This is a genomic window from Aeromonas sp. 603404, assembly GCF_049171775.1.
In the GTDB taxonomy this organism is placed as follows: Bacteria; Pseudomonadota; Gammaproteobacteria; order Enterobacterales; family Aeromonadaceae; genus Aeromonas; species Aeromonas veronii_A.
Genome location: NZ_JAAKPE010000005.1, coordinates 249,825 through 274,398 on the forward strand (window position 1 = coordinate 249,825; position 24,574 = coordinate 274,398).

The 24,574-nt window shown below is 61.0% G+C and carries 19 protein-coding genes; 9 read left to right on the forward strand and 10 right to left on the reverse strand.

Translation table 11 applies throughout. The annotated features are described in order from the left end of the window. Positions 1–37 precede the first annotated feature (37 nt). On the reverse strand, positions 38–583 hold the full coding sequence (locus tag G5306_RS09860) for a hypothetical protein (RefSeq protein ID WP_041202288.1): 546 nt from the start codon (positions 581–583) through the stop codon (positions 38–40). A gap of 316 nt (positions 584–899) precedes the next feature. On the opposite strand from G5306_RS09860, the gene G5306_RS09865 reads away from it, so the two are divergent. The 4 genes from G5306_RS09865 to G5306_RS09880 all read left to right on the forward strand — a co-directional run bounded on the left by G5306_RS09865 (position 900) and on the right by G5306_RS09880 (position 4,250). Next, complete coding sequence (locus G5306_RS09865) at positions 900–1,664, forward strand: substrate-binding periplasmic protein (RefSeq protein ID WP_421312801.1); 765 nt, start codon at positions 900–902, stop codon at positions 1,662–1,664. Between the two features lie 92 nt (positions 1,665–1,756). After that, positions 1,757–3,241 carry a L,D-transpeptidase family protein gene (locus G5306_RS09870; RefSeq protein ID WP_139432734.1) on the forward strand — a complete coding sequence of 495 codons (1,485 nt, stop codon included), beginning with the start codon at positions 1,757–1,759 and terminating at the stop codon, positions 3,239–3,241. Positions 3,242–3,405: 164 nt separating this feature from the next. Continuing rightward, positions 3,406–3,951: a DUF882 domain-containing protein gene (locus G5306_RS09875; RefSeq protein WP_421202826.1), complete on the forward strand. Its 546-nt coding sequence runs from the start codon at positions 3,406–3,408 to the stop codon at positions 3,949–3,951. Between the two features lie 47 nt (positions 3,952–3,998). Continuing rightward, a complete protein-coding gene (locus G5306_RS09880; RefSeq protein WP_005338457.1) occupies positions 3,999–4,250 on the forward strand; it encodes a lipoprotein in 252 nt (83 codons plus the stop codon). A gap of 85 nt (positions 4,251–4,335) precedes the next feature. On the opposite strand, the gene G5306_RS09885 is transcribed toward G5306_RS09880, so the two are convergent. Both G5306_RS09885 and cysZ read right to left on the reverse strand, forming a co-directional pair. Beyond that, positions 4,336–4,950 carry a trimeric intracellular cation channel family protein gene (locus G5306_RS09885; RefSeq protein WP_335841859.1) on the reverse strand — a complete coding sequence of 205 codons (615 nt, stop codon included), beginning with the start codon at positions 4,948–4,950 and terminating at the stop codon, positions 4,336–4,338. A 146-nt stretch (positions 4,951–5,096) separates the two neighbouring features. Further along, the gene (gene cysZ / locus G5306_RS09890; protein ID WP_005338455.1) at positions 5,097–5,861 is read right to left on the reverse strand and encodes a sulfate transporter CysZ; all 765 of its coding nucleotides are present in this window, start codon (positions 5,859–5,861) and stop codon (positions 5,097–5,099) included. Positions 5,862–6,075: 214 nt separating this feature from the next. On the opposite strand from cysZ, the gene G5306_RS09895 reads away from it, so the two are divergent. The 3 genes from G5306_RS09895 to ligA all read left to right on the forward strand — a co-directional run bounded on the left by G5306_RS09895 (position 6,076) and on the right by ligA (position 12,747). Then, on the forward strand, positions 6,076–9,450 hold the full coding sequence (locus G5306_RS09895) for an AAA family ATPase (protein ID WP_421312802.1): 3,375 nt from the start codon (positions 6,076–6,078) through the stop codon (positions 9,448–9,450). A 15-nt stretch (positions 9,451–9,465) separates the two neighbouring features. Continuing rightward, the gene (zipA, locus tag G5306_RS09900; RefSeq protein ID WP_040066671.1) at positions 9,466–10,635 is read left to right on the forward strand and encodes a cell division protein ZipA; all 1,170 of its coding nucleotides are present in this window, start codon (positions 9,466–9,468) and stop codon (positions 10,633–10,635) included. 99 nt (positions 10,636–10,734) lie between these two features. Further along, entirely contained in the window at positions 10,735–12,747 is a 2,013-nt protein-coding gene (ligA, locus tag G5306_RS09905; protein ID WP_421312803.1) for an NAD-dependent DNA ligase LigA, read from the forward strand. Between the two features lie 198 nt (positions 12,748–12,945). On the opposite strand, the gene ygjK is transcribed toward ligA, so the two are convergent. From ygjK to G5306_RS09925, 4 genes are all read right to left on the reverse strand, one after another. Continuing rightward, a complete protein-coding gene (gene ygjK / locus G5306_RS09910) occupies positions 12,946–15,426 on the reverse strand; it encodes an alpha-glucosidase (RefSeq protein ID WP_421312804.1) in 2,481 nt (826 codons plus the stop codon). Between the two features lie 195 nt (positions 15,427–15,621). Beyond that, entirely contained in the window at positions 15,622–16,422 is an 801-nt protein-coding gene (locus G5306_RS09915; protein ID WP_421205224.1) for a helix-turn-helix transcriptional regulator, read from the reverse strand. A gap of 11 nt (positions 16,423–16,433) precedes the next feature. Then, entirely contained in the window at positions 16,434–16,970 is a 537-nt protein-coding gene (locus tag G5306_RS09920) for a YbhB/YbcL family Raf kinase inhibitor-like protein (protein ID WP_421312805.1), read from the reverse strand. A gap of 196 nt (positions 16,971–17,166) precedes the next feature. Then, on the reverse strand, positions 17,167–18,423 hold the full coding sequence (locus tag G5306_RS09925) for an adenylosuccinate synthetase (RefSeq protein WP_005353870.1): 1,257 nt from the start codon (positions 18,421–18,423) through the stop codon (positions 17,167–17,169). 170 nt (positions 18,424–18,593) lie between these two features. Between G5306_RS09925 and G5306_RS09930 the strand changes: the two genes are divergently transcribed. After that, positions 18,594–19,508: a LysR family transcriptional regulator gene (locus tag G5306_RS09930; protein ID WP_216953092.1), complete on the forward strand. Its 915-nt coding sequence runs from the start codon at positions 18,594–18,596 to the stop codon at positions 19,506–19,508. Between the two features lie 107 nt (positions 19,509–19,615). Here the strand turns inward: G5306_RS09930 and G5306_RS09935 are convergent, their stop codons facing one another. Beyond that, positions 19,616–21,040, reverse strand: a complete 1,425-nt coding sequence (locus G5306_RS09935) for a TAXI family TRAP transporter solute-binding subunit (protein WP_421312806.1) — start codon at positions 21,038–21,040, stop codon at positions 19,616–19,618. Positions 21,041–21,122: 82 nt separating this feature from the next. After that, positions 21,123–22,268 (reverse strand): MalY/PatB family protein, encoded by a 1,146-nt coding sequence (locus tag G5306_RS09940; RefSeq protein ID WP_064340869.1) that lies wholly within the window; start codon positions 22,266–22,268, stop codon positions 21,123–21,125. A gap of 181 nt (positions 22,269–22,449) precedes the next feature. Between G5306_RS09940 and G5306_RS09945 the strand changes: the two genes are divergently transcribed. Next, the gene (locus G5306_RS09945) at positions 22,450–23,622 is read left to right on the forward strand and encodes an MFS transporter (RefSeq protein ID WP_216953094.1); all 1,173 of its coding nucleotides are present in this window, start codon (positions 22,450–22,452) and stop codon (positions 23,620–23,622) included. A 13-nt stretch (positions 23,623–23,635) separates the two neighbouring features. On the opposite strand, the gene G5306_RS09950 is transcribed toward G5306_RS09945, so the two are convergent. Beyond that, positions 23,636–24,550, reverse strand: coding sequence for a LysR family transcriptional regulator (locus G5306_RS09950; RefSeq protein WP_005353862.1), 915 nt, complete (start codon positions 24,548–24,550; stop codon positions 23,636–23,638). Positions 24,551–24,574: the final 24 nt, after the last annotated feature.

A 24,574-nucleotide genomic window follows, 5' to 3' on the forward strand; every position in this document is an offset into this window, starting at 1 on the left:
GATAGTTGTTTTTATAAAATGGTATTCGGGGCAAGGATCACTGGGCTACGGTCAAACGTACCGACTGCACATTGATGGGAGTAGGTGCCGAGAGCGCCAGAAAATTGGGGCGCTTGGGATCTGCCGTGAGCGAGTCGCCGGGCAGACTGAGGCGGATTTCGTTGATACCCGCTTTGGCCAGTTTCACCGTGGTGGTGAAGTCGTGACCCAGCGCCACTTTCAACAGGGCACCAGCTTCCGGGCTGTTGATGCGGGCCTGTACGGTAAGCTGATCCGGATTGGCTGCCTGCTTGGGCAGCACAAAGTAGAGACCGCCCTGACCGCTGAGCAGGGTACCTTCGTCGCTCGGCTTCTTGGCCCAGCCTTCGCTGGAGAGGAAGCGGCTTGGCTTGGTCAGATTGAGCTCGTTACCCGGCTGATAGGTCATGCTGGAGTTGTGTTCCCAGAAGCGGGTCTTGCCTTCCAGATAATAGAGTTTGTAGGCCAGGCTCACGTTGGGGTGAGCAGCCAGATAGAGGGTGTAAAGATAAAAACCGCTTAACGCCAGAATGGCAGTCAAAAAACCGAACTTTTTGTACGTCATATCACTCTCTATGCCTGACAGAATGGGTAGGCCGATGTCGCGCATATGCTAATCCAATTGCAAAAAAAGCATAGTGGATCACAAAAAAATATTTGGTCACATATTAACCCCTTTTTACCCCTGTTCCAAACGTTGCTGTTTCCCGGTTAAACAGGTTTGGCGGGGCGCCGGTTGCCAATGGTGCTTCGGCAGGGCAATTGGCAAATAGAAGCGCTTTGCTGCGTCATTTTCTAGCGGATGCGATAGTCATCTGGCTTCTATCGCCATTTTGCAGGGGGCGATTTATGATGACTCACCTATTCGTCAAGGATGACATATGAAGTGGATCTCTTGCTGTCTGCTGCTTGGATTATGGGCGCCAATGGCATTGGCCAGGGCCCTGTGTCCCGAGCCTATTCAGGTCGGTTACGATAACTGGCCACCCTACCATTATTACGAAGCCGACTCACCGCAAGAGGTGCGCGGTTATGCCGCCGAGGTGCTGACGGCTGTGCTCACTTCCATGCACTGCAAGGTCAACTATGTGGAGCTGCCCTGGAAGCGGGTACTGCACGAAATGGAGCATGGCGAAATAGACATGGCGATGGAGGCGAATATCAATGATGAGCGCGCTCGTTATGCCTGGTTTTCCGACGCCTACAACCCGGGGCGCACCTTGCTGTGGATCCGCAAGGGCAGCCACTATCCCGAACAGGATCTGGCGAGCTGGCTGGCCAGTGGTTACTCCCTCGGCGTTACCAAAGAGTACTTCTATGGTGAGGAAGTGATGTCGCTGCTCGCTCGCTATGCCAAACAGGTGAGTGCGGTGAGCGACCAGCAAAATTTTGAGAAGCTGGCCCGCGGGCGGATCGACGGTTTCCTTGGTGACATGCTGGCTACCCCCAGCGCCCTTAACAAGGAGGGGATGAGCGGTCTGTTCACCAGCCATCCCATGGTGGTATCTGAATCGCCGAGCTTCTTTATGTTGGGCAAACGCAGTTTTTCGCCGCAGTTCTTGCAACAATTTAATCAGGCGTTGGCGCGGTTCAAGGAGACAGATGCGTATGACATTATCTGGCAGCGTTATGCCCCCGGGCGCTAGCAAAGTATTGGCCGTTCACGCATCATGAGCGGCCTGAGCATCGGGTCTGCTTGTCAGGCCCGACAGAGTGAACAAACCGTTTTGAGGTACCCATGGGGATGAAGTATTGGCTGGCCCTTGCCAATCTGGTGTGGCTGGGATGTTTGCCCGCTGGCGCGGTACATGCGACCGAAGCACAAGTTGTGGTGGCGGCCAGTGAAACCGGACACGACTGGTATCAGGGCAGTCAGGCCGAACAGGCCCGTGTCGAGCTGGAGCAGCAGTTGCAAGAGGCTGTGCTTGCCCAGCTGCATCCCGATTTTTTCACGCTGTGGAAGCGTCTGCAGGCCACCCCTGCAGACAAGCGTGGTGCCATCTATGACGACATTTTTACCAAGTTGAGCCGTTTCCAGCACGCCTGGCGGGGGATGGATCTGGTCTCGCGCGAGCAGATGAAGACCCTCAAGCTCGATTTGAACCGCCCTGTGGTGACCCAGCCCAGCGATGATGACCTGCTCACCCAGGTGAAATCCCTGCGCCCTCAGGTGGCGGAATACGAGGCGGTGCGGGCCAAGGTGCACAAACTGCTGGCGATGCCGATGGCCAGCAAGTGGCCAACCCTCGATATGCCGACCCTGCGTGCCGGAGAGAGCTCCGCCGAGCTCGGCCAAATCCGCGCCATGCTCAACGAGCTGGGCGACAGCGCCCCGAGCCATGGTGATCAGATTTACGATGGTGATACCGAGCAGGCCATCAAGCAGTTCCAGCGTCGTCATGGTCTCACCGCGGACGGCATTATCGGTCGTCAGACCCGCTCCTGGCTCAATACCGGCCCGCAAGTGCGCGCCAGCCTGCTGCTGCGCAACCTGTGGCGTCGTGATCTGGTGGATCAGCTCGCCGGTGGCCGGTACGTGCTGGTCAATATTCCCGACTACCGTCTGAGCGTGGTGGAGTCCGGCAACGAGGTGTTTACCAGCCGGGTCATCGTCGGCAAGGAGCAGCGCGCCACTCCCATTCTGGCCAGCGAAATTCGCTCCATCGTGCTCAATCCCTCCTGGCATGTGCCGCGCTCCATCCTGAGCAAGGACATCCTGCCCAAGCTGGGTCGGGATCCCGCCTACCTGAGTCGCGAGCAGTTCGAGGTGATCGACAGCGAGGGCAATCCGGTCCAGTTCACCGAAGAGGGGTGGCATCAGGCGCTGGCCGCCGGTTTCCCCTATCGCCTGCGGCAAAAGCCGGGTGATCACAATGCCCTGGGGCGCTACAAGTTCTACCTGCCCAACAATGACGCCATCTATCTGCACTCCACTCCGCGCAAGGCGCTGTTCGAACAGGGGGCGCGCGCCTTCAGCTCGGGCTGCATCCGGGTGGAGCATGCCGACGATCTGGCCGAACTGTTGCTGGCGGACTCCCGCTATCAGCCGGACAAGGTGGCCAATATCCTCAAGGAGAGCCAGACCAAATGGTTGCCGCTCACCACGCCGATCCCGGTCTTTACTGTCTACTGGAGCAGCTGGCTCGACGAAAATGGTCGCCAGCAATTGCGTAACGATATCTACGGATTTGATCGGGTCAGCTTCCAGAGCCGCCTGCTGTGATCCCTGCCACAGAGTGAAAAGCCCGGCCTGTGCCGGGCTTTTCTATGGGCGATTGAGGTTTGACAGGGCCCCCCGCCGGAGGGTAGTTTCAAGCGCCTGTATCACATTCAATCAGTGATCTTATTCAACTATTTTCGCTTGAATCTGCGATGGACGAACCCCTTATGCTGGAACAAGAGATAAGTCGACGTCGCCTGTTGCTGGGAGCCGGTTGCCTGCTGGGCAGCTCGCTGATCTCCTTCCCTGCACTGGCCAGCCGCAGTACCACCGGGCGTGAACTCAGTTTCTTCAATCTCAATACCGGCGAGCGGGTGCGCGCCAGCTATTGGGAAAATGGCCACTATCTGAGCGACGGGTTAGCCGAGCTCAACCACATCTTCCGCGATTACCGGCGCAACGAAGTGTTCAACATCGACAAGAAGCTGTTTGATCAGCTGTTTCTGTTGCAGCACAAGCTGGGTCGGCGCAGCGAAATTCAGCTGATCTCCGGCTATCGCGCCCCGGCAACCAATCGTCAGAAGCGCCACAAGAGCCACGGCGTGGCCAAACACAGCTACCACACCCTGGGGCAGGCGGTGGATGTGCGGATCCCCGGCGTACAGCTGGCCCATCTGCGCAAGGCGGCGCTCCAGCTCAAGGTGGGTGGGGTTGGTTACTATCCCCGTGATAACTTCGTTCACCTCGATACCGGCCCGGTGCGCAGCTGGTAAAGGGGATGGCAAGCTGCCAAGCTCTTCCCACCAGAGAGGAGATAGCGATGAAAAAGATAGTGATTGGCGGCCTGATCGCCCTGTTGTTGACCGGTTGCAGCAAGCTCAACCGTGAAAATTACGACCAGTTGAAGATGGGGATGAGCTACGCTGAGGCCAGCACCATTCTGGGCAAGGCGGAGCGCTGTGATGATGCGCTGGGCACTACGAGCTGCCTCTGGGGCGGGGAAGGGAAGAACATCAAGATCCGCTTTATCGCCGACAAGGCGACCTTCTTCAGCTCGGAAGGGATTAACTGAGTCGCAGACCGTCCATGAAAAAAGCGCCACTCGGGCGCTTTTTTGTTGCTCGCAATCCAACCCGCCTCGCCAGAAGCTGGCGTACTCAGTGGGTCGCGTACTGATAGTCGAAGGTGGGCAGACCCCACTTGAAGCGAACCGCCAGCAGCCGCAGTACAAAGCCGATCCCGATGGAACCGAACGCGGCCCAGTTGGTCGGCAAGCCCTGATCCAGCGCCAGACAGTAGAGGGCTGCGGTGATCAGCGAAATGGCTGCATAGAGCTCGCGACGAAATACCAGTGGAATCCGCTGGCAGAGCAGATCCCGCAGCACGCCGCCAAAGACCCCGGTCACCACCGCCATGATGCAGGCAATACCGGCGCCGTGGCCCATATCCAGCGCCCGGGCCGCACCGAAGATGGAGAAGACCACCAGTCCCAGGGCATCAAGGGCCATGAACAGCTTGCCGAGGTAGCGCATCAGGGGGGCGGAGACCACACCCGCCATCGCGGCTGCGGCAACCAGCAGCACGTATTCCGGATGTTCAATCCAGAGCAGCGGATAGTGGCCCAGCAGCACATCGCGAATGGTGCCACCACCGATGGCCGTCGCCGAGGCGATGATCACCACACCAAACAGATCCATCCGTCGCCGACCCGCGGCCAGCGCGCCGGTCATCCCTTCGGCCACCAGGCCAACCAAGAAGAGTGCATGTAACATGAGATATCCCAGGGAACGAGAAAGGCCAGAATCCTACCAACTCGTGTCATATGGGACAAGCTATCGAATGCATGCATTAATTTAATTCATGCTAAATGTGAAAAAGGCACCGTTTCGGGTGCCTTTTTCTAATCAATGTTCAAGGGTTAGCGCCCCAACTGCTCCTGCCGGTAGTGATCGACCCACATGGCGGTGGCGCCACAGATGGCGACCGGCATCACGAAGAGGTTCACCACCGGAATGGCGGAGAAGAGGGTCACCAAAGCGCCGAAGCTGAGGCACTTGCCACGGCGTTGCTTCAAGGCGTCACGCATGGTGATGAAGTCGATCTTGTGGTTGTCGAACGGATAATCCACATACTGGATCGCCATCATCCAGGCGCTGAACAGGAACCAGAGCACAGGCGCCAGGGTCTGGCCCACCACCGGGATCAGAAACAGGATCAGGCAACCGATAGCCTTGGGCAGGTAATACTTCAGCTTGGTCCATTCGCGGCCGAAGGTACGTGGCACATCCTTGACGATATCCAGCATGCCACTGTCATTGGCGGGCTGGCCGGTGAGGATCTGCTCCACCTTCTCCGCCAGCAGGCCGTTGAAGGGGGCTGCTACCCAGTTGGCAACCGAGCTGAAGATAAAGGAGAAGACCACCAGGATGGTGATGAGGGCGATGGGCCACAGCAGATAGTCCAGCCAGTCGAGCCAGGCGGGGATCTGCTGATGGAGCCAGGCGAACAGGCCGTCCAGTTGCAGCAGCAGGGCATAGAAGGCCCCGGCAAACAGCACGAAGTTGACCAGCAGGGGGATCAGCACAAAGGTGCGGATGCCCGGTTGGCGAATAAGGGAAAAACCGCGCAGAAAGTAGTCTGCACCGCTGATTGAATCTTTGACCATATGGGGTGATTGGCTCATGTGAGCTCCATCTATGCATGGGAGAACTGCCAGCATATTACAAACAAGCCTTTGATTTGGTAAAGTCGCCGACTATTCCTTATTTCGTGCCGTGGCGACTGAAAATCGGGCATTGAATGGGGATGATGCCTGCATATTACAAACAAAGCCGGGTCTGGATTTGGTAAAATCGCCTGCCCGCCTCCTCATTATTTAGCCACTGATACAGGTCGCCATGCGTCTGAAACTGATCAAACTCGCCGGCTTCAAGTCGTTCGTCGAGCCGACCCGCATCGAACTGTCGGCAGACATGACCGCCGTGGTGGGCCCCAACGGCTGTGGCAAATCCAACGTCATCGACGCGGTGCGCTGGGTGCTGGGGGAGAGCTCCGCCCGCCATCTGCGCGGCGAGAACATGACCGATGTCATCTTCAACGGCTCCATCAATCGCAGTGCGCACGGGCGCGCCTCGGTCGAGCTGGTGTTCGACAATCCCCACAACCGGGTGCCCGGCGAGTTCGGCCGCTTTACCGAGATCTCGGTGCGCCGCGAAGTGCTGCGCGACGGCTCCAACCACTATCAGATCAACGGCCAGAAGTGCCGCCGCAAGGATGTGACCGACCTCTTCCTCGGCACCGGTCTTGGCCCCCGCAGCTACGCCATCATCGAGCAGGGCACTGTCAGCCGACTGGTGGAGTCACGTCCGGCCGATCTCAAGCTCTTTATGGAAGAGGCCGCCGGGGTTTCCCGCTACAAGGAGCGGCGCCGCGAGACCGAACAGCGCATTCGTCACACCCAGGAGAACCTGGAGCGCCTCGGCGATATTCGCGGCGAGCTGGGCTCGCGCCTTGACCACCTCAAAGCCCAGGCCGAGACCGCCGAGCGCTACAAACAGCTCAAGAGTCGTTCGCGCGCAGCTCGCGCCGAGCTGATTGGCTCCGAGTTGTGGGCGCTGGAGACGCGCCTTGGCGAGGCCAAAACCGAACTGGCGCAAGCCGAGCAGGCGCTGGCGGCGCTCGATGCCAAGCGCACCGCCGATGAGGGGCGCCACGTCACCCTGTCGGTCGCCAGACAAGAGGCGCAAGCCGAGCAGGCGAGCCGTCAGCAACAGATTTTTCTCGGCGGGCAGGCCATCGCCCGTCTCGAGCAACAGCAATTGCACCAGAGTGAACTGGGGCGCGACTGGCAGGCCCGTGCAGAGGCGCTGGGCGAGCGGATCGCCACCCGCAAGGCTCAGCTTGCCAGCCAGCAGGATCAACTGACCGAAGGGGTATTGCGCGCCGAGCAGGAGAGTGCCCGGCTGGAGCAGTGTGAGCAGTTGTTCACCGAGCAGCAGGAGGCCCGCCAGCACGCCAGCGAGCAGCTGGAACAGGCTCGCTTGCGCCAGCAGCAGTGGCAGCAACAGTTGGCCGGGTTGCAGGGGCAGCTCAACCAGACCCGCACCCGGTTGGGTGGCCTGCAGGAGCTGCAAGCCAAGACCCGGCTGGCCCGCCTCAAGCTGGAAGATGAACGCGCTGGCCCCCTCGGTACAGAGGCCGACGATCTGCAACCGGCCCTCGATGCCCTGAGTGGTGAGCTGGAGCTGACGCGGGCGGCCAATGGCGAGCTGACCGAGCAGCTGGCGCAGGCGGTCGACACCCATGAACAACTCAAGCAGCAGCATGGCCAGCAGTTGAGCCTGCAACGGGAGCTGGAGGCGCGGCTGGCGACCCTGGATCAGATCCTCGGCGAGCAGATGGAGGGTGCAACCCTGGCCGACCGGTTGCAGGTTGCCCCCGAGTGGGCACCGGCGCTCGACAAGGTGCTGGGTCGCTGGCTCACCGCAATGCCGGCGGACGAGTGCAATCTGGCGCAAGAGGGGCTCTGGATTGGCCCGGCGCAACCGGCGGTTGCCGGTACGCTGGCGGCGCAACTGGGCGGCGAGCACATTCCCGCCTTCCTCAACGCCATCTGGCTGGTGGAGAGCCGGGAGGCCGCATTGATCCGCCAGCCAAGCCTTGCAGCCGGTGAGTCGGTACTGACTCCTGCTGGCGACTGGCTGGGGCCAAACTGGGCCGATTTGGGACAGGGCGCGGCGCTCGGCACCATGGCGCTGCTGGGTGAGCGTGAGCGGTTGCATACCGAGCAGGAGAAGGTTGCCGCTGGGCTGGCACAGCTGAGCGAGCAACTTGTGGCTGCCGATGCCCGGCGTGCCCAGCTTGCCAGTGCGCAGGAGTTGTCGCAGCGAACCTTGCGCGAGCAAGAGCAGAAATGGCAACAACTGCGCGAAGCCTGGAGTCTGCAACAGGGTCAGCGGCAGGAGCGGTTGCAGCGGCTCGGTCAGCTCGGCGAAGAGCTGATCCGGCTCGATCAGGAGCAGGCCGAAGAGGCAGAGCGACTGGCCTGCGCCCGTGAACAACTGGAACTCGATGAGGCACGCCTTGCCGAGTTGCAGGTGCAGGGGGAGCCGCTGAAGCAAGGGTTGCAGCTCGCTCAGGAGCTGCTGACCCGCTGCGAGCGGGCGGTCGACGAGGCCCGTGCGCGCCGCGAGCAGCAACAAGCGGCCTGCCAGCGTTTGCAACTGGAGTTGGGCAATCTGCGCCAACTCATAACCCTGGGCGAAGAGGAGCTGGCGAGGCTTGGGCTGGAGCTGGCCGGGCTGAAAGGGCCGGATAGCGAGGCAGTGCCGGATCTGGCGCCCCTGCTGGCCGAGCAGCGCAATCTGGAGGCGCAGCAGCTCGCCTGCCATCAACGGCTTGCGGAGCTGGAGCGCCAGCTCGGTGAGCTGGAGCAGGCCAGAAGTGCCGATCACAAGCAGTTGGTGACGTTGCAAGAGAAGCTGGCAACCCTGCGCCTTGAGCGCGAACGCAACCTCACCCGTCGACAGGGGCTGCACGAGCAGTTTGAAGAGCTGGGGGTTCGACTGGTGGATCTCGATCAGGCGGTGTTGATCGCCGCTGATCGTGGCAAGCTGCGGCAGGAGATCCAGACTCTGGAGGCGCAAGTGGAGGCGCTCGGCGCCATCAACCTGGCGGCGCTGGAGGAGTACGAAGAGGCGAAAACCCGGGCAACCTATCTTGAAAATCAGTGCCAGGATCTCGAGCAAGCGCTGGAAACCTTGAGCCAAGCCATTAAAAGAATTGATAAAGAGACACAAATACGGTTCCGGGACACTTTCGATAAGGTCAACGAAGATTTAAAATCCCTGTTTCCGAAAGTGTTCGGTGGGGGCAGTGCCTGGCTTGAGCTTACCTCCGATGATCTTTTGGAGGCCGGAGTGAGCATCATGGCGAGACCTCCGGGTAAGAAGAATGCTACCATTGCCCTGCTTTCCGGGGGGGAGAAGGCGTTAACCGCGCTTGCGCTGGTTTTTGCCATCTTCAGACTCAACCCAGCACCTTTTTGTCTGCTGGATGAGGTGGATGCACCGCTCGATGAAGTGAACGTCGGTCGCTTCTGTTCTCTTGTCAAAGAGATGTCGAGCACAGTACAGTTCGTTTACATCAGTCATAATAAGGTCTCCATGGAGATGGCTGAGCAGCTGGTTGGCGTCACGATGCAAGAGCCCGGGGTTTCTCGCATTGTGTCGGTCGATATCGGTGAAGCCGTCGCTTTGGCTGAGCAAAACTAGAAAGAGAAGCAGCTAATGCAGGAATTGCGTTACATCTTGGTTGCCCTGGGCGGTATTGCTATTGCGGCATTGCTCATTCACGGGTTGTGGAGCAACAAAAAGAATCGTCAGGCACCGATCAAAGAGAAACCGATTGGACGGATGGACTCCAAGTCGCGGGATCGTGATAACGACGCCTTCGACAGCGATGGCATCGGCCAGGTACGCGTGGTCAGTGGTGGCCGTCGTGCCGAGCCCAAGCTGCGCAGTGAAGAGAGCCGCCAGCCGGAACTCGGTCGTCGCCCTGCCGTCCCCGCCTTTGATGATGAAGATGACGAGGACGATCTGCCGCCGCCCGTAGTGCGCAAGCCTGCTGCCCGCCCGGTTCCGCCGCCTCCTGTCTATGAAGAGGAGGAAGCGTTCGATGAACCGCTGCCCGAGGAGATCGACGAGGCGCCCGCCGCGCCGGTGCGCAAACCTGCTCAGGTCAATCGTCGTACCCCGGTCTACCGTTCCCGTCCCCAGCGCGAGCCCATGATGCAGTCGCTGGACGACGAGCCGCTGGTCGAGCCCGCCTACGCGACCGCCCCGACTTTTGGTGCCCGTGCAGAGACAGTCCGTACCGCTGACACCGTTCGTGCCGAACCGGTGCGTGCTCCCGAGCCGGAATATCAGCCGCAGCCCCGTCATGTGGCTCCCGAGCCTGTTTATGAAGAGCCGGCCTATGTGGCACCTGCTCCTGTGGTGGAAGAGCCGCGCATGGCGCCCCAGCCGGTCGAGAAGATCTGGCAGGATGTCTATGTCATCAACCTGATGGGCCGTCCGGGTCACGACTTGCAAGGTGCGACCCTGCTCTCATCCCTGATGGCGCTGGGCTTCAAGTTTGGCGAGATGGATATTTTCCACCGTCACGAAGATCCAAACGGTAAGGGTGAAGTGCTCTTCTCCATGATCAACATGGTCAAGCCAGGCACCTTCAATCCGTACCGGATGGAGCAGTTCACCACGCCGGGTGTCTCCCTGTTCATGCAACTGCCGCTGCGCAGCAATGCCGCGTTTGCCTTCGAGGATATGTTGCAGGCTGCCGATCAGCTGGCCAGCGATCTCGATGCAATGCTGACAGATATGGATCGCAGCCCGCTGAGCGACGAGACCATTGCCCGTTACCGTCACGAGCTGGCTGCCTACGAGGCCAGTCGCGACTAATACGCCATGCGGGTCGAGTGAAGAAAAAGTGCGGTACCCAGGTACCGCATTTTTGTTTCTACCCCGACCGTATGTTCAATCACACTTCGAGACTTTTTCATGAGCGACACCCTCTCCCGCCACCGTCAATTGTGTGAACTGCTTACCGAATATGGTCACCAGTACTATGTGCTGGATAACCCTACAGTGCCGGATGCCGAATACGACCGTCTGATGCGCGAATTGATCGCACTGGAGGCTGACCACCCCGAGCTGAAAACCCCGACTTCGCCGAGTGTGCGGGTCGGCGGTCAGCCGCTGACCGCCTTCAAACAGGTGCGCCACGAGATCCCCATGCTGAGTCTGGATAACGTCTTTAGCAGCGAAGAGTTGCTGGCGTTCGAACAACGGATGAGCGATCGCCTCAAGCGTGACGTGCGTTTCACCTTCTGCTGCGAGCCCAAGCTCGATGGTCTGGCGGTGAGCCTGCTCTATGTAAATGGTCAGCTGGTGCAGGCGGCCACCCGGGGTGATGGCGCCACCGGTGAGGAGATCACCGAGAACGTGCGCACCATCAAGGCCATTCCGCTCGCATTGCGGGGCTCTGGCTGGCCCGATCGGCTGGAGGTGCGTGGCGAAGTCTTTATGCCCAAGGCCGGTTTCGAGGCGATGAACGCCAAGGCGCTGGCCGCAGGCGAGAAGGTGTTCGTCAACCCGCGCAACGCCGCCGCCGGCAGCCTGCGTCAGCTCGATTCACGTATCACCGCCAGCCGTCCCCTGAGCTTTTACGCTTACGGTGTCGGTGTTGGCGGCGAGCAACTGGGCGACTCCCACTTTGGCCGTCTCACCCAGCTCAAGGAGTGGGGGCTGCCGCTCAGTCCCGAGGTGAAGCTCAAAGAGGGGGCAGCCGGTTGTCAGGCGTTCCACGACGACATTCTGGCCCGCCGTGGCGAGCTCCCTTACGAGATCGACGGCGTGGTCTACAAGGTGGATGCTATCGCTCTGCAAGAGGAGCTGGGCTTTGTGGCCCGCGCCCCGCGCTGGGCGACCGCCCACAAGTTCCCGGCGCAGGAGGAGATGACAGAGCTTGAGAACGTCGAGTTTCAGGTTGGTCGCACCGGCGCCGTGACGCCGGTGGCCAAGCTCAAACCTGTGTTTGTTGGCGGCGTCACCGTCTCCAATGCCACTTTGCACAACGCCGACGAGATCGAGCGCCTTGGCGTCATGGTCGGCGATACCGTGATCGTGCGCCGGGCAGGGGACGTGATCCCGCAGATCGTGGCCGTGGTGGAGGCACAGCGCCCTGTTGATGCGCGTGAAATTCTCTTCCCGACCGAGTGCCCGGTCTGTGGCTCTGCGGTGGAGCGGCTGGAAGGAGAGGCGGTTGCCCGCTGCTCCGGCGGCCTGTTCTGCGAGGCGCAGCGCAAGGAGGCGATCAAGCACTTCGCCGCCCGTCGTGCCATGGATGTGGACGGCCTTGGCGACAAGATTGTCGAGCAGCTGGTGGACAAGGGGCTGGTGAAGACCCCCGCCGATCTCTTCAGCCTCAATGCCATCCAGCTGGCCGGTCTTGAGCGGATGGGGCAAAAATCGGCCCTCAATCTGGTGGCTGCTATCGATGCTGCGCGCAGTACCACCCTGCCGCGCTTCCTGTTTGCCCTGGGGATCCGTGAAGTGGGGGAGGCGACTGCGCTCAACCTTGCCAACCACTTCCTCACCCTGGATGCCCTGCGCGCGGCCTCGGTGGAGCAACTGCTCGAAGTGGCCGATGTGGGTGATGTGGTGGCCAAGCATGTCTACTACTTCCTGCGTCAGCCCCACAACGTGGAGGTGCTGGAAGCCTTGCTGGCTGCCGGCATCCAGTGGCCGGCCATCGAGAAGAAAGAGGCCGCGGAGCAACCCTTTGCCGGCAAGACCTTCGTGCTGACCGGCACCCTGACCACCTTGTCGCGCAACGACGCCAAGGCGGCATTGCAGGCGCTGGGGGCCAAGGTGGCGGGTTCGGTATCTGCCAAGACCGATGTGCTGGTCGCGGGGGAAGCGGCCGGTTCCAAGCTGGCCAAGGCACAGGAGCTTGGCATTACCATCTGGAGCGAAGAGGAGTTGCAGCAGGCGCTGCAAGGCCAGAGCTGAGTTCGTCTCTCTGATAAAAAAACAACCCGGTATTCGTGCCGGGTTGTTTTTTATTCCCCCGCTATCACCATTTTTTGCGGGGGTGCAGCAAGCGCCTGAGCAATATTTCCCGAGTGCTCAGTTTGCTCAATCAGTATGGCAACACTCTACAAGGCCACCTGATGCATCAAGCCGAAGGGGGGCATCCTCTCTCGAGGCTTATTCCTGTGGCTTGAGGAAGTTGCGATAGAGCATATAGAGGTGGGCCGAGCTCCAGCTGAAGTTGCTGGCCCCCTGCATGGCGCCGGTCTCCGGATTGTAGTTTTCGCGGATGGGGCCGCTGCCCGCCAAGCCTTCTGCGTTGTTGAACAGTTTGTTGACCAGTGCTTCGGCATCGCTGCGGTAGCCGTAGTTCTCCAGCCCCTTCACCCCGAAGTAGAACTGATCGAGCCATACCCGGCCACGCCAGTAGATATTGGGGTCGTAGGCCGGGTTGGTGAGTGCGGCTGTGCCCAGCGGGATCTTTGTGTTGAACTCCTGGGCGTTGAGCATCACCTCACGCACCCGCGCCGCTTTCTCCTTGTCTGCGACCTCTGCCCAGAGCGGGCTCCACCCTTCCGGGCCACGGCCGCGGGCGGTCAGCAATTTGCCGACGCAGCCGTTGCCGTCAGCGACATCCCCCTGAGCAATCTGGCGATCGTAATAGAAGCCTGACGCCTCATCGAACATGCAACTGTTGATGTAACCAGCCAGCTGGGTCGCGCCATCGCGGTAGCGGCTCGCGTCGTCCGGCTTGCCAAGCAGGTCGGCCATGTCTGCCAGAATGCGTTTCTCCTTGGCGAGGAAGGCGTTGAGCTCCACCGACTCCTGATCGATGGAGAAACCGATCAAATCGCCATTGTCCTGATGGTTTTCAAAGAAAGCGACGTTCCAGTCCTGACGTGCCTTGGCCAAATCTCCGCCATAGGTCTTGTCGGCATAGCGTTGCAGCTGGCCCGGTTCGATAAAGCCGAAGCGGGCGGCGTTGTCCATGCCGGACTCCCAACCGGCGCCGTGCTGGGCACCGATATCCATGTCGCTGTACCCGCCCACGTTCAACACCTGTTGATAGAGCGGCATTCCGGCGCAGGCATACCAGCCATCCCCCTCACTGGTACAGCTTGAGAGATCCAGCCCGGCGGGAATACCGTTGGAGTACTGCACCTTGAAGGTGATATTGCCGTACTCGTCGTTGTGCTCCACATGCTTGGTTGCGCCATATTCGATGATGCCGTTGCGGTTGTTGTCCCGCGCGCGGTACCACCAGTCGTGGTAGGCCTGCAGCTTGGGATACATCTCGGCGATAAAGGCCTTGTCCTTGGTGGCGCTATAGATTTCCCAGATGGCCCAGGCGGAGAGGGGCGGCTTGGTGTCGCGCTCGTTCCAGTTGCCGCCATCGCCACCGCGATCCGCCAGCTTGTTGTAGAAGACGGCGTCGATCACCATGCCCGCATCCTGCGGTCGTACCGGATCATCCGGATGTACCTGATAGTCATACATGGCGCGCACGTTGTTCTTGGCGACCTCCGGGTTGAAGTGTGCCATGGCATAGGCGTGCTTCCAGCTGTCCCAGGCCCAGACGCCGTCGAACCAGCGGGCGGTATTGGAGGGGGTCACCCCGTCGTGGAGGATGGCGCCAGCCGGGGAGCGCCAGTTGCCGTTGAGGGTCTCCATCGCCTTGACGGCGATGCGACGCTCCGACTCGGGGATCCCCTGATTGGAGAGACCCTTGGCAAGGTAGCCCTCCCAGCGGCGGATGGAGTCGGCAAAATAGCTGGCCGGGTTGGCCAGCAGGGCCTGACGGCTCTGCTGATGGCGGCTGGCGTCATCTGCGGAGTGGAGATAGCTCTGCAGGGTGTAGATATCCTCGCTCCCCTTGGCGGCCAGGGTAATGCTGGCGTCGCTTTGGTAGCCCAGTGTCTTCTGGTCGAGGGTGGTGCGACTTGGCAGGGTGCGGTCGATTCGATAGCGGGCGCTGCCGCTCTGCATGATGTTCCAGGTGCTGCGCAGTTTACCGAACTGGAATTCGATTCCTTTGTCGCTCTCGCTGATGGTGCGTGTCCAGCCTGGATATTTGCTGGCAATCGTATCCTTGGCATCCCATTGATTGAGCAACTCGCCCTGCCAGTTGAGGTTGAGGGTGAGCGGTGCATCGGTCTGGTTGATGAGTCGGGTGCGGATAAGAGCGGTACGGGCATCGCCATAACGCAGCTCCAGCTCCAGCGTAAAGGGCTCGAACTCGAAGCGTTGCACCAGTGCACCGGGAATGGCGTACACCTCCTGCTTGCGGGCGCTGGTGAGCGGGAACGGGCGCCCGCTCGCATCGCTGAGGGTGAGCTTGTCCAGCTCGCTGGCAAAGAAGAGGCTGTACTCCTCGGAGATGACCATGGGGCCGGTAAAGCCCCCCCACTCCTTGTCGCTCGCAGGCAGCAGGAAACCGTGCCATGCCCCCAGATCGAGCAGTGGGTTGTATTTGAGGTTGGAGTAGCTGTCAAAGTCGCGGAATTGGGTCGGAGTTCCCCGACGGTCGATCACGTCCTTGTACTGGATGGCCTGCTCCGGTTTGGCGACTGTGCTGCTCTCTGTCTGGTTATCGTTGCAGGCGGTCAGTCCGAACAGGGCGGTGCCTAGGGCTATCGAGAGTAAAGTTTTACGAAACATTTCTCGCTCCAATTCCGTTTATGTAGGTTAAAAGGAAGATTTTTTACGCTTATTTTTAGTGAAAAGGTGTTCGGTAGCCATTGTATGGCAAGGGGAAAGGGAGCGCTGGCGCGAGATCACACTCTGAAGAGACGGCAATGTGAGCGGGATCACCGGGTTACATCAGGTTACATAGAATGGTCTTTAAGTAATATTTTACTTTTCGTTGCTCGCCAATCTGGCAGGGCAGGTGTGCAGGTATTGGTGGGGCGTCAGGCCGAACTCCTGTTTGAAGCGGGCGGCAAAGCGGCTTGGGGAGTCATAACCGCAGGCGAGGGCGACCTCCAGCGGGGTCAGGCCCTGCTGCAACAGGTTGAGGGCGTGGTTCATGCGTACCTGAGCCAGCAACTGGCGAAAGCTGCGACCTTCGGCGGCCAGCTTGCGCACCATGGAGGCGCGGCTCATGGAGAAGTGGGGGGCCACCGCCTCCAGGGTGTGGTCGATGCCGGGTTCCACCGCCAGGTAGCGTGCCAGCCGCTCTGCGAGGGTCATGGTGCTGGCGGGAAAGAGTAACCCGAGGGCGTTGGCGGCCCGCAGTTCGGCATAGAAGCCGCGCAGCAGTTCGGCCTGGGTCGCCTCGCTCAGTCCCCGTTCGGCCATGGTGCTGATGAGCTCAAAGCAGAAGGCGAGCCCGGGGGTGACCTTGACAGCGGGTTCCTCCAGATCGGCGTGGGAAGGGGCTGACTCGGCCAGCCATTCTGGTGGCGGCGGAGTGAGCAGCGTGATGGCGTGGGAGCGAAACTTGCCCTGCTCCGGCTGATTGACGAAGGTGAGCTGGTGGCCTGCCGGGATCAGCAGCCACCGCTCCCTGTCAAACGACAGACGCCGCTCGCGCCACCATAGTTGCTTGCTCCCCTGGGTGACCCAGATGAGGGTTGGGGCATAGATGAGCACCCGATGCAGGGGCTGCTGGCGGATCCCGAGATAGTGGCTCTGTTGCAGCAGGGGAGTGCTCATCCGGTTGGCTCCTAGGGAGTGACGAAGGTGGCGGTCAGGGTGGCCTTGCCGAGCGCCATGCTATTGAGCATGTAGCCTACCATAGCGGGCGGGGTATCAGCCTTTACCTCGAGATCATGGGGCAGGGCCCAGGCGGTGAACTGATAGCGGTGCATGCCGTGACCAGCGGGCGGGCAGGGGCCGCCGTAACCCTGGCTGCCAAAGTCGGTGCGGATCTCCAACCCCTGCTTGAGCTTGCCGGAGGCATTGCTGGACAGCTCGCTCTGGGTGGCAGGCAGGTTCACCACCAGCCAGTGCCACCAACCGCTGCCGGTGGGGGCATCGGGGTCATAGGCGGTGATGGCAACACTCTTGGTGCCTGCCGGCAGATCTTGCCAACTCAGCTGGGGCGAGTGGTTGTCGCCGCTGCAGCCAAAGCCGTTGAAGCTGAACTGTTTGTCCATCAACTGGCCTTCGTGAATGTCCGTGCTCTTCAGGGTCATGGCAAAGGCTGGCATGGCCGTCAGGCAGAGCAGTGGCAACAGGGCACTCTGTTTGAGCAATTTCATCGGGTGACTCCTCGTGTGGTAACGGGTTCACTTTAACGAGGGCAGGGTAGAATGTTATTGCAGAACTGCTCAATGTGAGGTCGATTGGTGAGTTAATTGAGCCTTTGGGTGGTTTTATGGCAAGAAGGTAAACGGCAGCCATAAAAAAACCGGCATCAGGGATGCCGGTTTTTTGTTTGACGATGAGAAATGCGGCTTAGCGCAGGATCATCTCGTCACGGCCCGGGCCGACGGAAACCATCGGAACCGGTACGCCGAGCAGCTCTTCGATACGCAGCACGTACTGCTGGGCAGCGCGCGGCAGCTCTTCGAAGGTGCGGCAACCGGTGATGTCTTCGCTCCAGCTTTCCATCTGCTCGTAAACCGGCTTCAGGGCTGCAGTTTGCGGCCAAATCGGGTTCTCGGTGTGGGCACCTTCGTAGGCCACGCAGATCTTCAGATCCGGCAGACCGGTCAGGCAGTCCAGCTTGGTCAGGGCCACTTCGGTGGCGGCTTGCAGCTCGACACCGTTCTTGGTGGCGACAGCGTCGAAGTAGCCGACATCACGAGGACGGCCAGTGGTAGCGCCGAACTCGTTGGTGATCTTGCGGAACTCGTCCTGGTTCTCCATGGCGGTCAGCAGGGTGCCGGTACCGACAGAGGAGCTGAATGCCTTGGCCACAGCGATGACGCGCTCCGGACGCAGACCCGGCAGACCGCCACCGATACCGGCGTAGGCGCCAGATACGTGGGAGGAGGTCACCCAGGGGTATTCGCCGTAGATCAGGTCACGGCCAGCGCCCAGCTGCGCTTCGAACAGCAGGGTCTTGCCTTCGGCCTGCAGCGCTTTGAGCGGCATGCTGACGTTGCACACGGCGTCGATCCACGGTGCAGAGACTTCCAGCAGCCAGTCAGCCATCTCCTGGGCAGTCTGGGTGAATTCGAAGGAGGGGTAGATAGCCTTCATCTGCGGCAGTTTCCAGTCCAGCATGAACTGGATGCGCTCGACCAGCACGTCCGGCTGTTTCAGCCAGCCGACCAGGATCGCTTTCTTCATCACGCGATCGCCGTAGGCAGGAGCGATGCCCTGACGGGTGGAGCCATAGGCGCCGTCACCCAGACGTTGCTCTTCCAGGGTATCTTCCAGTGCGTGCAGCGGCAGGCAGAGGGTAGCGCGGTCAGAGATGGCCAGCTTCGGAGTCACGCCGGAGGCTTTGACTTCGTCGAGCTCGACGGTCAGTTTCTCGGGGCTGATCACCATGCCCGGGCCGAGGACAACCAGGCAATCCGGGTTGAATACGCCACTCGGAACCTGGTGCAGCTTGAAGGTGCCAAGGTCGTTGACCACGGTGTGGCCAGCGTTGTTGCCGCCCTGGAAGCGAATGCTGGCGCCAGCTTGACCTGCCAGATAATCCACGATGCGGCCTTTGCCTTCATCACCCCAGTTAGCACCTACGACTACGATAGACGACATGACTCTTTCTCCTAAGACGTTAGGCGTCCATCCTAGGAGCCTGATGCGGATTAGAAAAATTAATTATCTTTATAATTCCGATAAGAGAACCATATAATTATGGCCAATTAAGCGGCAAACCGTCCGATTTTGCCTGGCAAGCCCCGCACATTGCGGGTTGAGGGACTCTTATGCTGGATATTCACTGGTTGCAAACCTTTGTCACCCTGGCCCGATTGCAACATTTTGGCCAGACAGCCACCGAGCTGCACATGACCCAGCCCAATGTCAGCCTGCATATCAAGCGGCTGGAGCAGGCGACCCGGGTGAGGCTGATCGAGCGCAGCCCGTTTCGCCTGACGCAGGCGGGGGAGCGGCTGCTGCAAAGCGCCGAGCGCACCATTGCCGAGTTGCAGCTCTGCCAGTCCGATCTCAATGCCCTCAACCAGCTGAGTCAGGGGACGCTGGCCATCGCCGCCAGCGACATCATCTCCCGCCTGCTGCTGATCCAGCCGTTCCAGCGCTTCAAGCGGGAGTTTCCCGGCATCGACCTCACCCTGTTCAACACCACTTCGGATCAGGCTGCCGAGCTGGTCAAGGCGGGCAAGGCGGATCTGGGTTTTGTCATGGCGCAAAAGCGCAGCGAACCGCTCTTCTATACCGAGTTGCAACAGGTGACCTGGTGCGCGCTGGGCCACGGCCTTGCCCGCTGGCAGGCGCGGGCGGTGGCGGGAGAGAGCGACCCCCTCGACGAGCCGACCCTGATCCTGCTCGGTCACGACACCCGCACCCGGGCGCTGATCGACCCGTCCCTGCCGCTGCTGGCCTTGCCCCCCTGCCGCATCATGGAGGTGGGCAGCGTCGACGCCCAGCTCGATTGGGCCGAGGCGGGCTTTGGTGTCGCCATCGTGCCGGATTTCTCTCTGCATCCGCGCCTCAACCTCACCGCGCCGGTCACCAGCCTCGGCGACTTTCCCGGTACCAGTCTGGGTTATGTGGTGCGTCAGAATCAGGTGTTGTCGCGGGCCATCAAGCAGTTGCTGCATTGGGTGGAGGAGGAGATCCAGAAGCCCAACCCCTATCTGACTCGGGGGATGGAGCTTTAGCGGACGGCAAGGTGAGCAGGCCAATCAGGGTGACTCGCCACTATCGAGCGCATATCAACAATCAGGGCAGCCTAAGCTGCCCTGATGCATTTGTGGGCGCTGACCACTCAGGGCTGCAGCTGAGTGGCTGCGCTGGTGGCAGGGGCGGGAGGGGTGTCGGTTTTATCCTGCGGTGGGGTTTCGTCAGCAACCGCACTGCTGGCAGGCTGGGTTGCCTGCTCTTGCGGCGAAGTGGCCGCAGAGGTGCTCTGTGGCAACTGAGTCGACACGGCAGCCGATGGTGATGGAACCGTTGACGCTGCGGCCGAAGGGGACACGCTCTCATCATCGGTGGTCGGCGTGGCAGTGAGCTCGGGGGTGATCTCGAGCGCCTCTTCAGGCAAGGGATTAACCTCTGTGGCTTCTGTTGCCACTGCGGCACTGCTGGTGGCGGTCGCGTCAGAGGGCGCTTCAAGGGGGGCAGTCGTCCTGTCGGCGGCACTCACCTGTTCTGCCGTTGGTGCCGCCTCCGAGGTCGATGGTGCTGGTGTTAACGGCTCTGGTGTCAGCTGTTCCGCAGTTAACTGCTCGGGGGTCAGTGGCAAGGGGGCTGGCGGTTGATCCGACATCCCCGCATGGAGGGGCAGCTCGGTTTGCGCCTGCAACTGCTCGGGGGTCACCTTGCTCAGGGCGGGGTGCAGCCGGCTGAACTGCTTGAACCGGGCCAGCAGGGTATCGCGCACGGTACGGACGATGGGGTCCGGCAGGCTGGCCAGCGCCACCAGTTCGGCACTCATTCCGATATTGTTGATGGCGGTGGTCTGCCCCGGATAGAGGTTGGCGGCGATGCGGCTGCGCTGGTAGTAGGGGTGTTTCTTGAGCAGCGTGTCGATCTGCTCCCCTTCGATAGGGATGAGGCGCACTTTGCAGCGGCTGATCAGATCGCCGACTGCCAGACTGGGGTGACCGGCTACCACAAAAGCGGCATCCAGCGAGCCATCGCACAGCCCTTCCAGCGGTTCGCTGTCCGATTTGAGCTCATAGGCAGCAAACTGCCCGGGTTGCCATCCCATGGCTGCCATCAGGGCCTGACTGGTGATCTGCTCACCGGCGCCCTTGTTGCCCGGATAGACCCGCTTCCCTTCGATATCTGCCAGGGTGGTGATGCCGCTATTGGGGGCGGCCAGCAGGGTTAACGATTCCTGATAGAGGCGAAACAGGCTGCGCAGCTCATTGTTGGTCCCCTGCCCGCTGAAGGGACCGGTGCCGTGCAGGGCGTGGTGCAATATATCGGACTGCACCAGCGCCAGCTGCACGTCCCCTTTGCCGAGCGCCTTGAGGTTGGCCATCGAGCCGCGGGTGCTCTGCACGGTGCAGCTGTCCCCATGGAGGGCATGGTCGGCATTGAGCACCCGGCAGATGGCGCCACCGGTCGGGTAGTAGACCCCGTTGAGCGGGCCCGTTCCGATAGTCAGCGCCTGGCTGCCAAAAGGGAGCAGCGCAGAGAGTGCACAGAGGGGGAGCAGAAGGTGATGCAAGATCCGTAGAGACATAATTGACCGTTGACTGAGTTGACCGCTGGCTGATGACACAGGGTAAAAGGGATGGGGCTTGCCCATCCCGTTGCTGGGCTGATCAGGGCTTGCTGTGGTTGAGGATTGCCCGCTCCATCCGCGCCAGCGCGTCGGTCAGTCGTGCCCTGGTGCAGCCGAAGTTGAGCCGCACAAACTGACCGTCGCCAAACTGGGCGCCGGGGGAGAGACCAACGCCAGCCTGCTCGAAGAAGGCGATGGGATCGGCAAGGCCAAGGGCGCTCACATCGATCCAGGCCAGATACGTCGCCTGATGACTGGCCAGCTTGACGCCCGGCCAGCGAGCCACCGCTTGCTGGATCAGGGCCAGATTGGCCGCCAGATAGTCGAGTTGCTCGGTCAGCCACTGTTCGCCACCCTCATAGGCCGCTTCGGCCGCGACAAAGCCCAGCAGATTGACGTCGGCGCTGATGCCTCGCATCGCCTGCTGTAGCCTGAAGCGCAGACGGGCGTTGGGGATAATAGCGAAGGAGCAGCAGAGACCGGCGATATTGAAGGTCTTGCTCGGGGCCATCATCACCGCACAGCGCTCGGCCGCTTGCGCACTGATGGCGCCGTAGGGAATGTGGCGGGCGTTTTTATCCAGCAGCAGATCGCAGTGGATTTCATCGGAGCAGATCACCAGATTGTGGCGCGCAGCGATGGCATCGATGGCCAGCAGCTCGTCACGGGTGAAGATGGTGCCGCCCGGGTTGTGGGGGTTGCAGAGCAGCAGCAGATCTGCGGCGGGGGCCTGACGCTCAAGCTCTGCCAGATCCAGCACCCAACGACCTGCCTCTTCAATCATCGGCACGGTGAGCAGGGGACGATCATTGAAGCCCGGCGCCTGCAGGAAGGGGTAGTAGACCGGCTTGGGGGTGATGATGCCGCGGCCATGCTGGCTCCACGCCTTGCAGGCAAGGTTGAGCCCCGGCACCACGCCCGGCAGGAACACCAGCCATTCGGGCTCGATAGCCCAGCCATAGCGGGTCGCCATCCGTTCGATAATGAGTTCGATCAGGCGCGGCGAGGGGCGTGAATAGCCGAAAATGCCGTGGGCAACCCGTTTGGTCAACGCCTCAATCACGGACGGGGGGGAGACAAAGTCGGTATCGGCAACCCACATGGGCAGCACATCCTGACCCTTGTACTTGTCCCATTTCAGGCTCATGGTGCCACTGCGGTCTACTTCCTGATCAAAATCAAACATGCGAACTCCTTGTGCTGGCAGGATGGGCTTTCACTCTACGGGGTCGCGGCCTCCCTCGCAAGGCGCACTCCTGCTTATGCATCCTTGAGCCCGCTCTTGATAGTGACATAAGATAGGCGCCGAATTTTCATACGGCTGCCGCCCGTTAGCCCGTATCGTCCCTCCAACCAGTGGTAACCCTATGAGCTTGTCGATAGCGGCGGTCAAACGCCCTGACCCCGTCTCTCTTTCATTTCTTGCCGTGACCTTTATGACCGGCGTCGCGGTGGCACTGCAGGTGCCTACCTTAAGTCTGTTTCTGGCCGAAGAGGTGCAGGTGCGCCCCTTTCTGGTCGGGCTCTTCTATACCATCAATGCGGTGGTGGGCATTCTGGTCAGCCAGTGGCTGGGCCACCGCTCTGACAACAAGGGGGATCGCAAGCGACTGATCCTGCGCTGCTGCTTTGCCGGGGTGGCGCTCTCCTTGCTGTTTGCCTGGAACCGCAACTACTGGCTGTTGGCGAGTCTGGGGGTGATGCTGGCGGCGCTGGCGGCCACTGCCAGTCCCCAACTGTTTGCGCTGGCGCGGGAGTATTCGGACAGCCGCAACAAGCGGGCGGACATGTTCAGCTCGGTGATGCGAGCCCAATTTTCGCTGGCCTGGGTCATAGGCCCGCCCATCGCCTTCGCGCTGGCCATCGGCTATGGTTTCGAGCTGATGTACCTGGCCTCGGCACTGGCCTACCTGCTCTGTGCCCTGGTGGTGTGGCGCTGGCTGCCCTCTCTGCCGCTGCCCAAGCTGGCTGAAGAGAGCGAGCGGGTCAGCAGTTGGCGGGATCCGGCGGTGCGGGCGCTCTTTATCGCCTCCACCCTGATGTGGACCTGCAACAGCATGTACCTCATCAATATGCCGCTCTACATAACCCGGGAGCTCGGGATGGATGAGAAGCTTGCCGGTATCCTGATGGGCACGGCGGCGGCGCTGGAGATCCCCTTCATGCTGCTGGCGGGTTACTACACGGCGCGCTTTGGCAAGCGCCCCATGATGTTGCTGGCGGTGCTGGCTGGCGCGGCCTTTTACACCGGACTGGTGACCCTCACCGACCAATACGCCCTGATCGCCTTGCAGCTGTTCAACGCCATCTTCATCGGTATCGTGGCGGGGATCGGCATGTCTTATTTTCAGGATCTGATGCCGGGGCGAGCCGGGGTGGCGACCACCCTGTTTGCCAACAGCATCCGCACTGGTTCCATCATGGCAGGGGCCATCGCCGGTGTGGTGGCGGAGGTGTGGAGTTTCCACGGGGTCTTTATGGTGGCGCTGGGATTGGCGCTGGTGGCACTGGCCGCCAGCTGGCGGGTACCCAACGTCTGACGGGGGCTGGCTGTTATTTGTCGTGCCGGGGCTGGGCGTGCGGGAGCTGCGATGACTCGCCCTGATATTCGTTGCGCAGGCAGCGTAGTAGCAGCTCGGTCGCAGGGCCGAGAGATTCGGGGGAGAGGGTCAGCAGGTAGGTGTAGAGGTGGCGCTCGTTGCCGCTCTCCAGATCCAGCTGTATGAGTGAACCTTCCGCCAGCTCCCGCTCAACCAGATGGCGCGGCAGCCAGGCATAGCCGAGGCCGAGGCGCAGCATGGCGAGCACTTCGTGGTAGTGGGTCGCCTTCCAGCCGGTGTCATCCGCATCGTTCCAGTCCACCGAGCGGTGAATGGGGGGATGGAGGCTGATCTGGTTGTGGCTGGTCAGCACGTCGCTGCGGATGGGCCCCTCCTCCTGTGCCAGCGGATGGCTGGCGGCGCAGAGGGGCAGCAGGCACACCTCGTCCAGCAGCAGACCGGTGCGATCGCCGGGCAGGTGCTCGGAGAGCATCAGATCCCCCGGTTGCAGGGCGTTGAAGTGGCAGTGAATGCGTTCGTGCAGGTTGACCCGGCAACCCCGGCTGCGGGGATAGAAGCTGGCCAAGGCCCGATAGAGGCGATCCCTTGGCTGCAGCGCCGAAACATAGAGGTTGATCTGCGGCTCCCATTGCCGCTCCAGGTTGTTGGCCAGATTTTCCAGCTCTTCCACCTGTTGGCTCAACTGACGGGCCCGCTTGAGGAAGATCTCGCCCGCCGGCGTCAGCACCGCCTTGCGGCCGCGCACCTCCAGCAAGGGCACCCCCAGACTCTGCTGCAACTTTGCAACCGCATGATTGAGGGAGGACTGGCTCTTGTTCAGCGCCTCGGCCGCCTGGGCGTAGCCGCCGCAGTCGACCACCGCCTGAAAGATCCGCCATTGCTCAAACGTGCTCTTGGGACGAAACATAGTTCAACCTGATTGGAGATAGGA

Coding starts and splice junctions, on each gene's coding strand:
- G5306_RS09860 (WP_041202288.1), bottom strand. CDS start 583: ATGACGTACAAAAAGTTCGGTTTTTTGACTGCCATTCTGGCGTTAAGC.
- G5306_RS09865 (WP_421312801.1), top strand. CDS start 900: ATGAAGTGGATCTCTTGCTGTCTGCTGCTTGGATTATGGGCGCCAATG.
- G5306_RS09870 (WP_139432734.1), top strand. CDS start 1,757: ATGGGGATGAAGTATTGGCTGGCCCTTGCCAATCTGGTGTGGCTGGGA.
- G5306_RS09875 (WP_421202826.1), top strand. CDS start 3,406: ATGCTGGAACAAGAGATAAGTCGACGTCGCCTGTTGCTGGGAGCCGGT.
- G5306_RS09880 (WP_005338457.1), top strand. CDS start 3,999: ATGAAAAAGATAGTGATTGGCGGCCTGATCGCCCTGTTGTTGACCGGT.
- G5306_RS09885 (WP_335841859.1), bottom strand. CDS start 4,950: ATGTTACATGCACTCTTCTTGGTTGGCCTGGTGGCCGAAGGGATGACC.
- cysZ (WP_005338455.1), bottom strand. CDS start 5,861: ATGAGCCAATCACCCCATATGGTCAAAGATTCAATCAGCGGTGCAGAC.
- G5306_RS09895 (WP_421312802.1), top strand. CDS start 6,076: ATGCGTCTGAAACTGATCAAACTCGCCGGCTTCAAGTCGTTCGTCGAG.
- zipA (WP_040066671.1), top strand. CDS start 9,466: ATGCAGGAATTGCGTTACATCTTGGTTGCCCTGGGCGGTATTGCTATT.
- ligA (WP_421312803.1), top strand. CDS start 10,735: ATGAGCGACACCCTCTCCCGCCACCGTCAATTGTGTGAACTGCTTACC.
- ygjK (WP_421312804.1), bottom strand. CDS start 15,426: ATGTTTCGTAAAACTTTACTCTCGATAGCCCTAGGCACCGCCCTGTTC.
- G5306_RS09915 (WP_421205224.1), bottom strand. CDS start 16,422: ATGAGCACTCCCCTGCTGCAACAGAGCCACTATCTCGGGATCCGCCAG.
- G5306_RS09920 (WP_421312805.1), bottom strand. CDS start 16,970: ATGAAATTGCTCAAACAGAGTGCCCTGTTGCCACTGCTCTGCCTGACG.
- G5306_RS09925 (WP_005353870.1), bottom strand. CDS start 18,423: ATGTCGTCTATCGTAGTCGTAGGTGCTAACTGGGGTGATGAAGGCAAA.
- G5306_RS09930 (WP_216953092.1), top strand. CDS start 18,594: ATGCTGGATATTCACTGGTTGCAAACCTTTGTCACCCTGGCCCGATTG.
- G5306_RS09935 (WP_421312806.1), bottom strand. CDS start 21,040: ATGTCTCTACGGATCTTGCATCACCTTCTGCTCCCCCTCTGTGCACTC.
- G5306_RS09940 (WP_064340869.1), bottom strand. CDS start 22,268: ATGTTTGATTTTGATCAGGAAGTAGACCGCAGTGGCACCATGAGCCTG.
- G5306_RS09945 (WP_216953094.1), top strand. CDS start 22,450: ATGAGCTTGTCGATAGCGGCGGTCAAACGCCCTGACCCCGTCTCTCTT.
- G5306_RS09950 (WP_005353862.1), bottom strand. CDS start 24,550: ATGTTTCGTCCCAAGAGCACGTTTGAGCAATGGCGGATCTTTCAGGCG.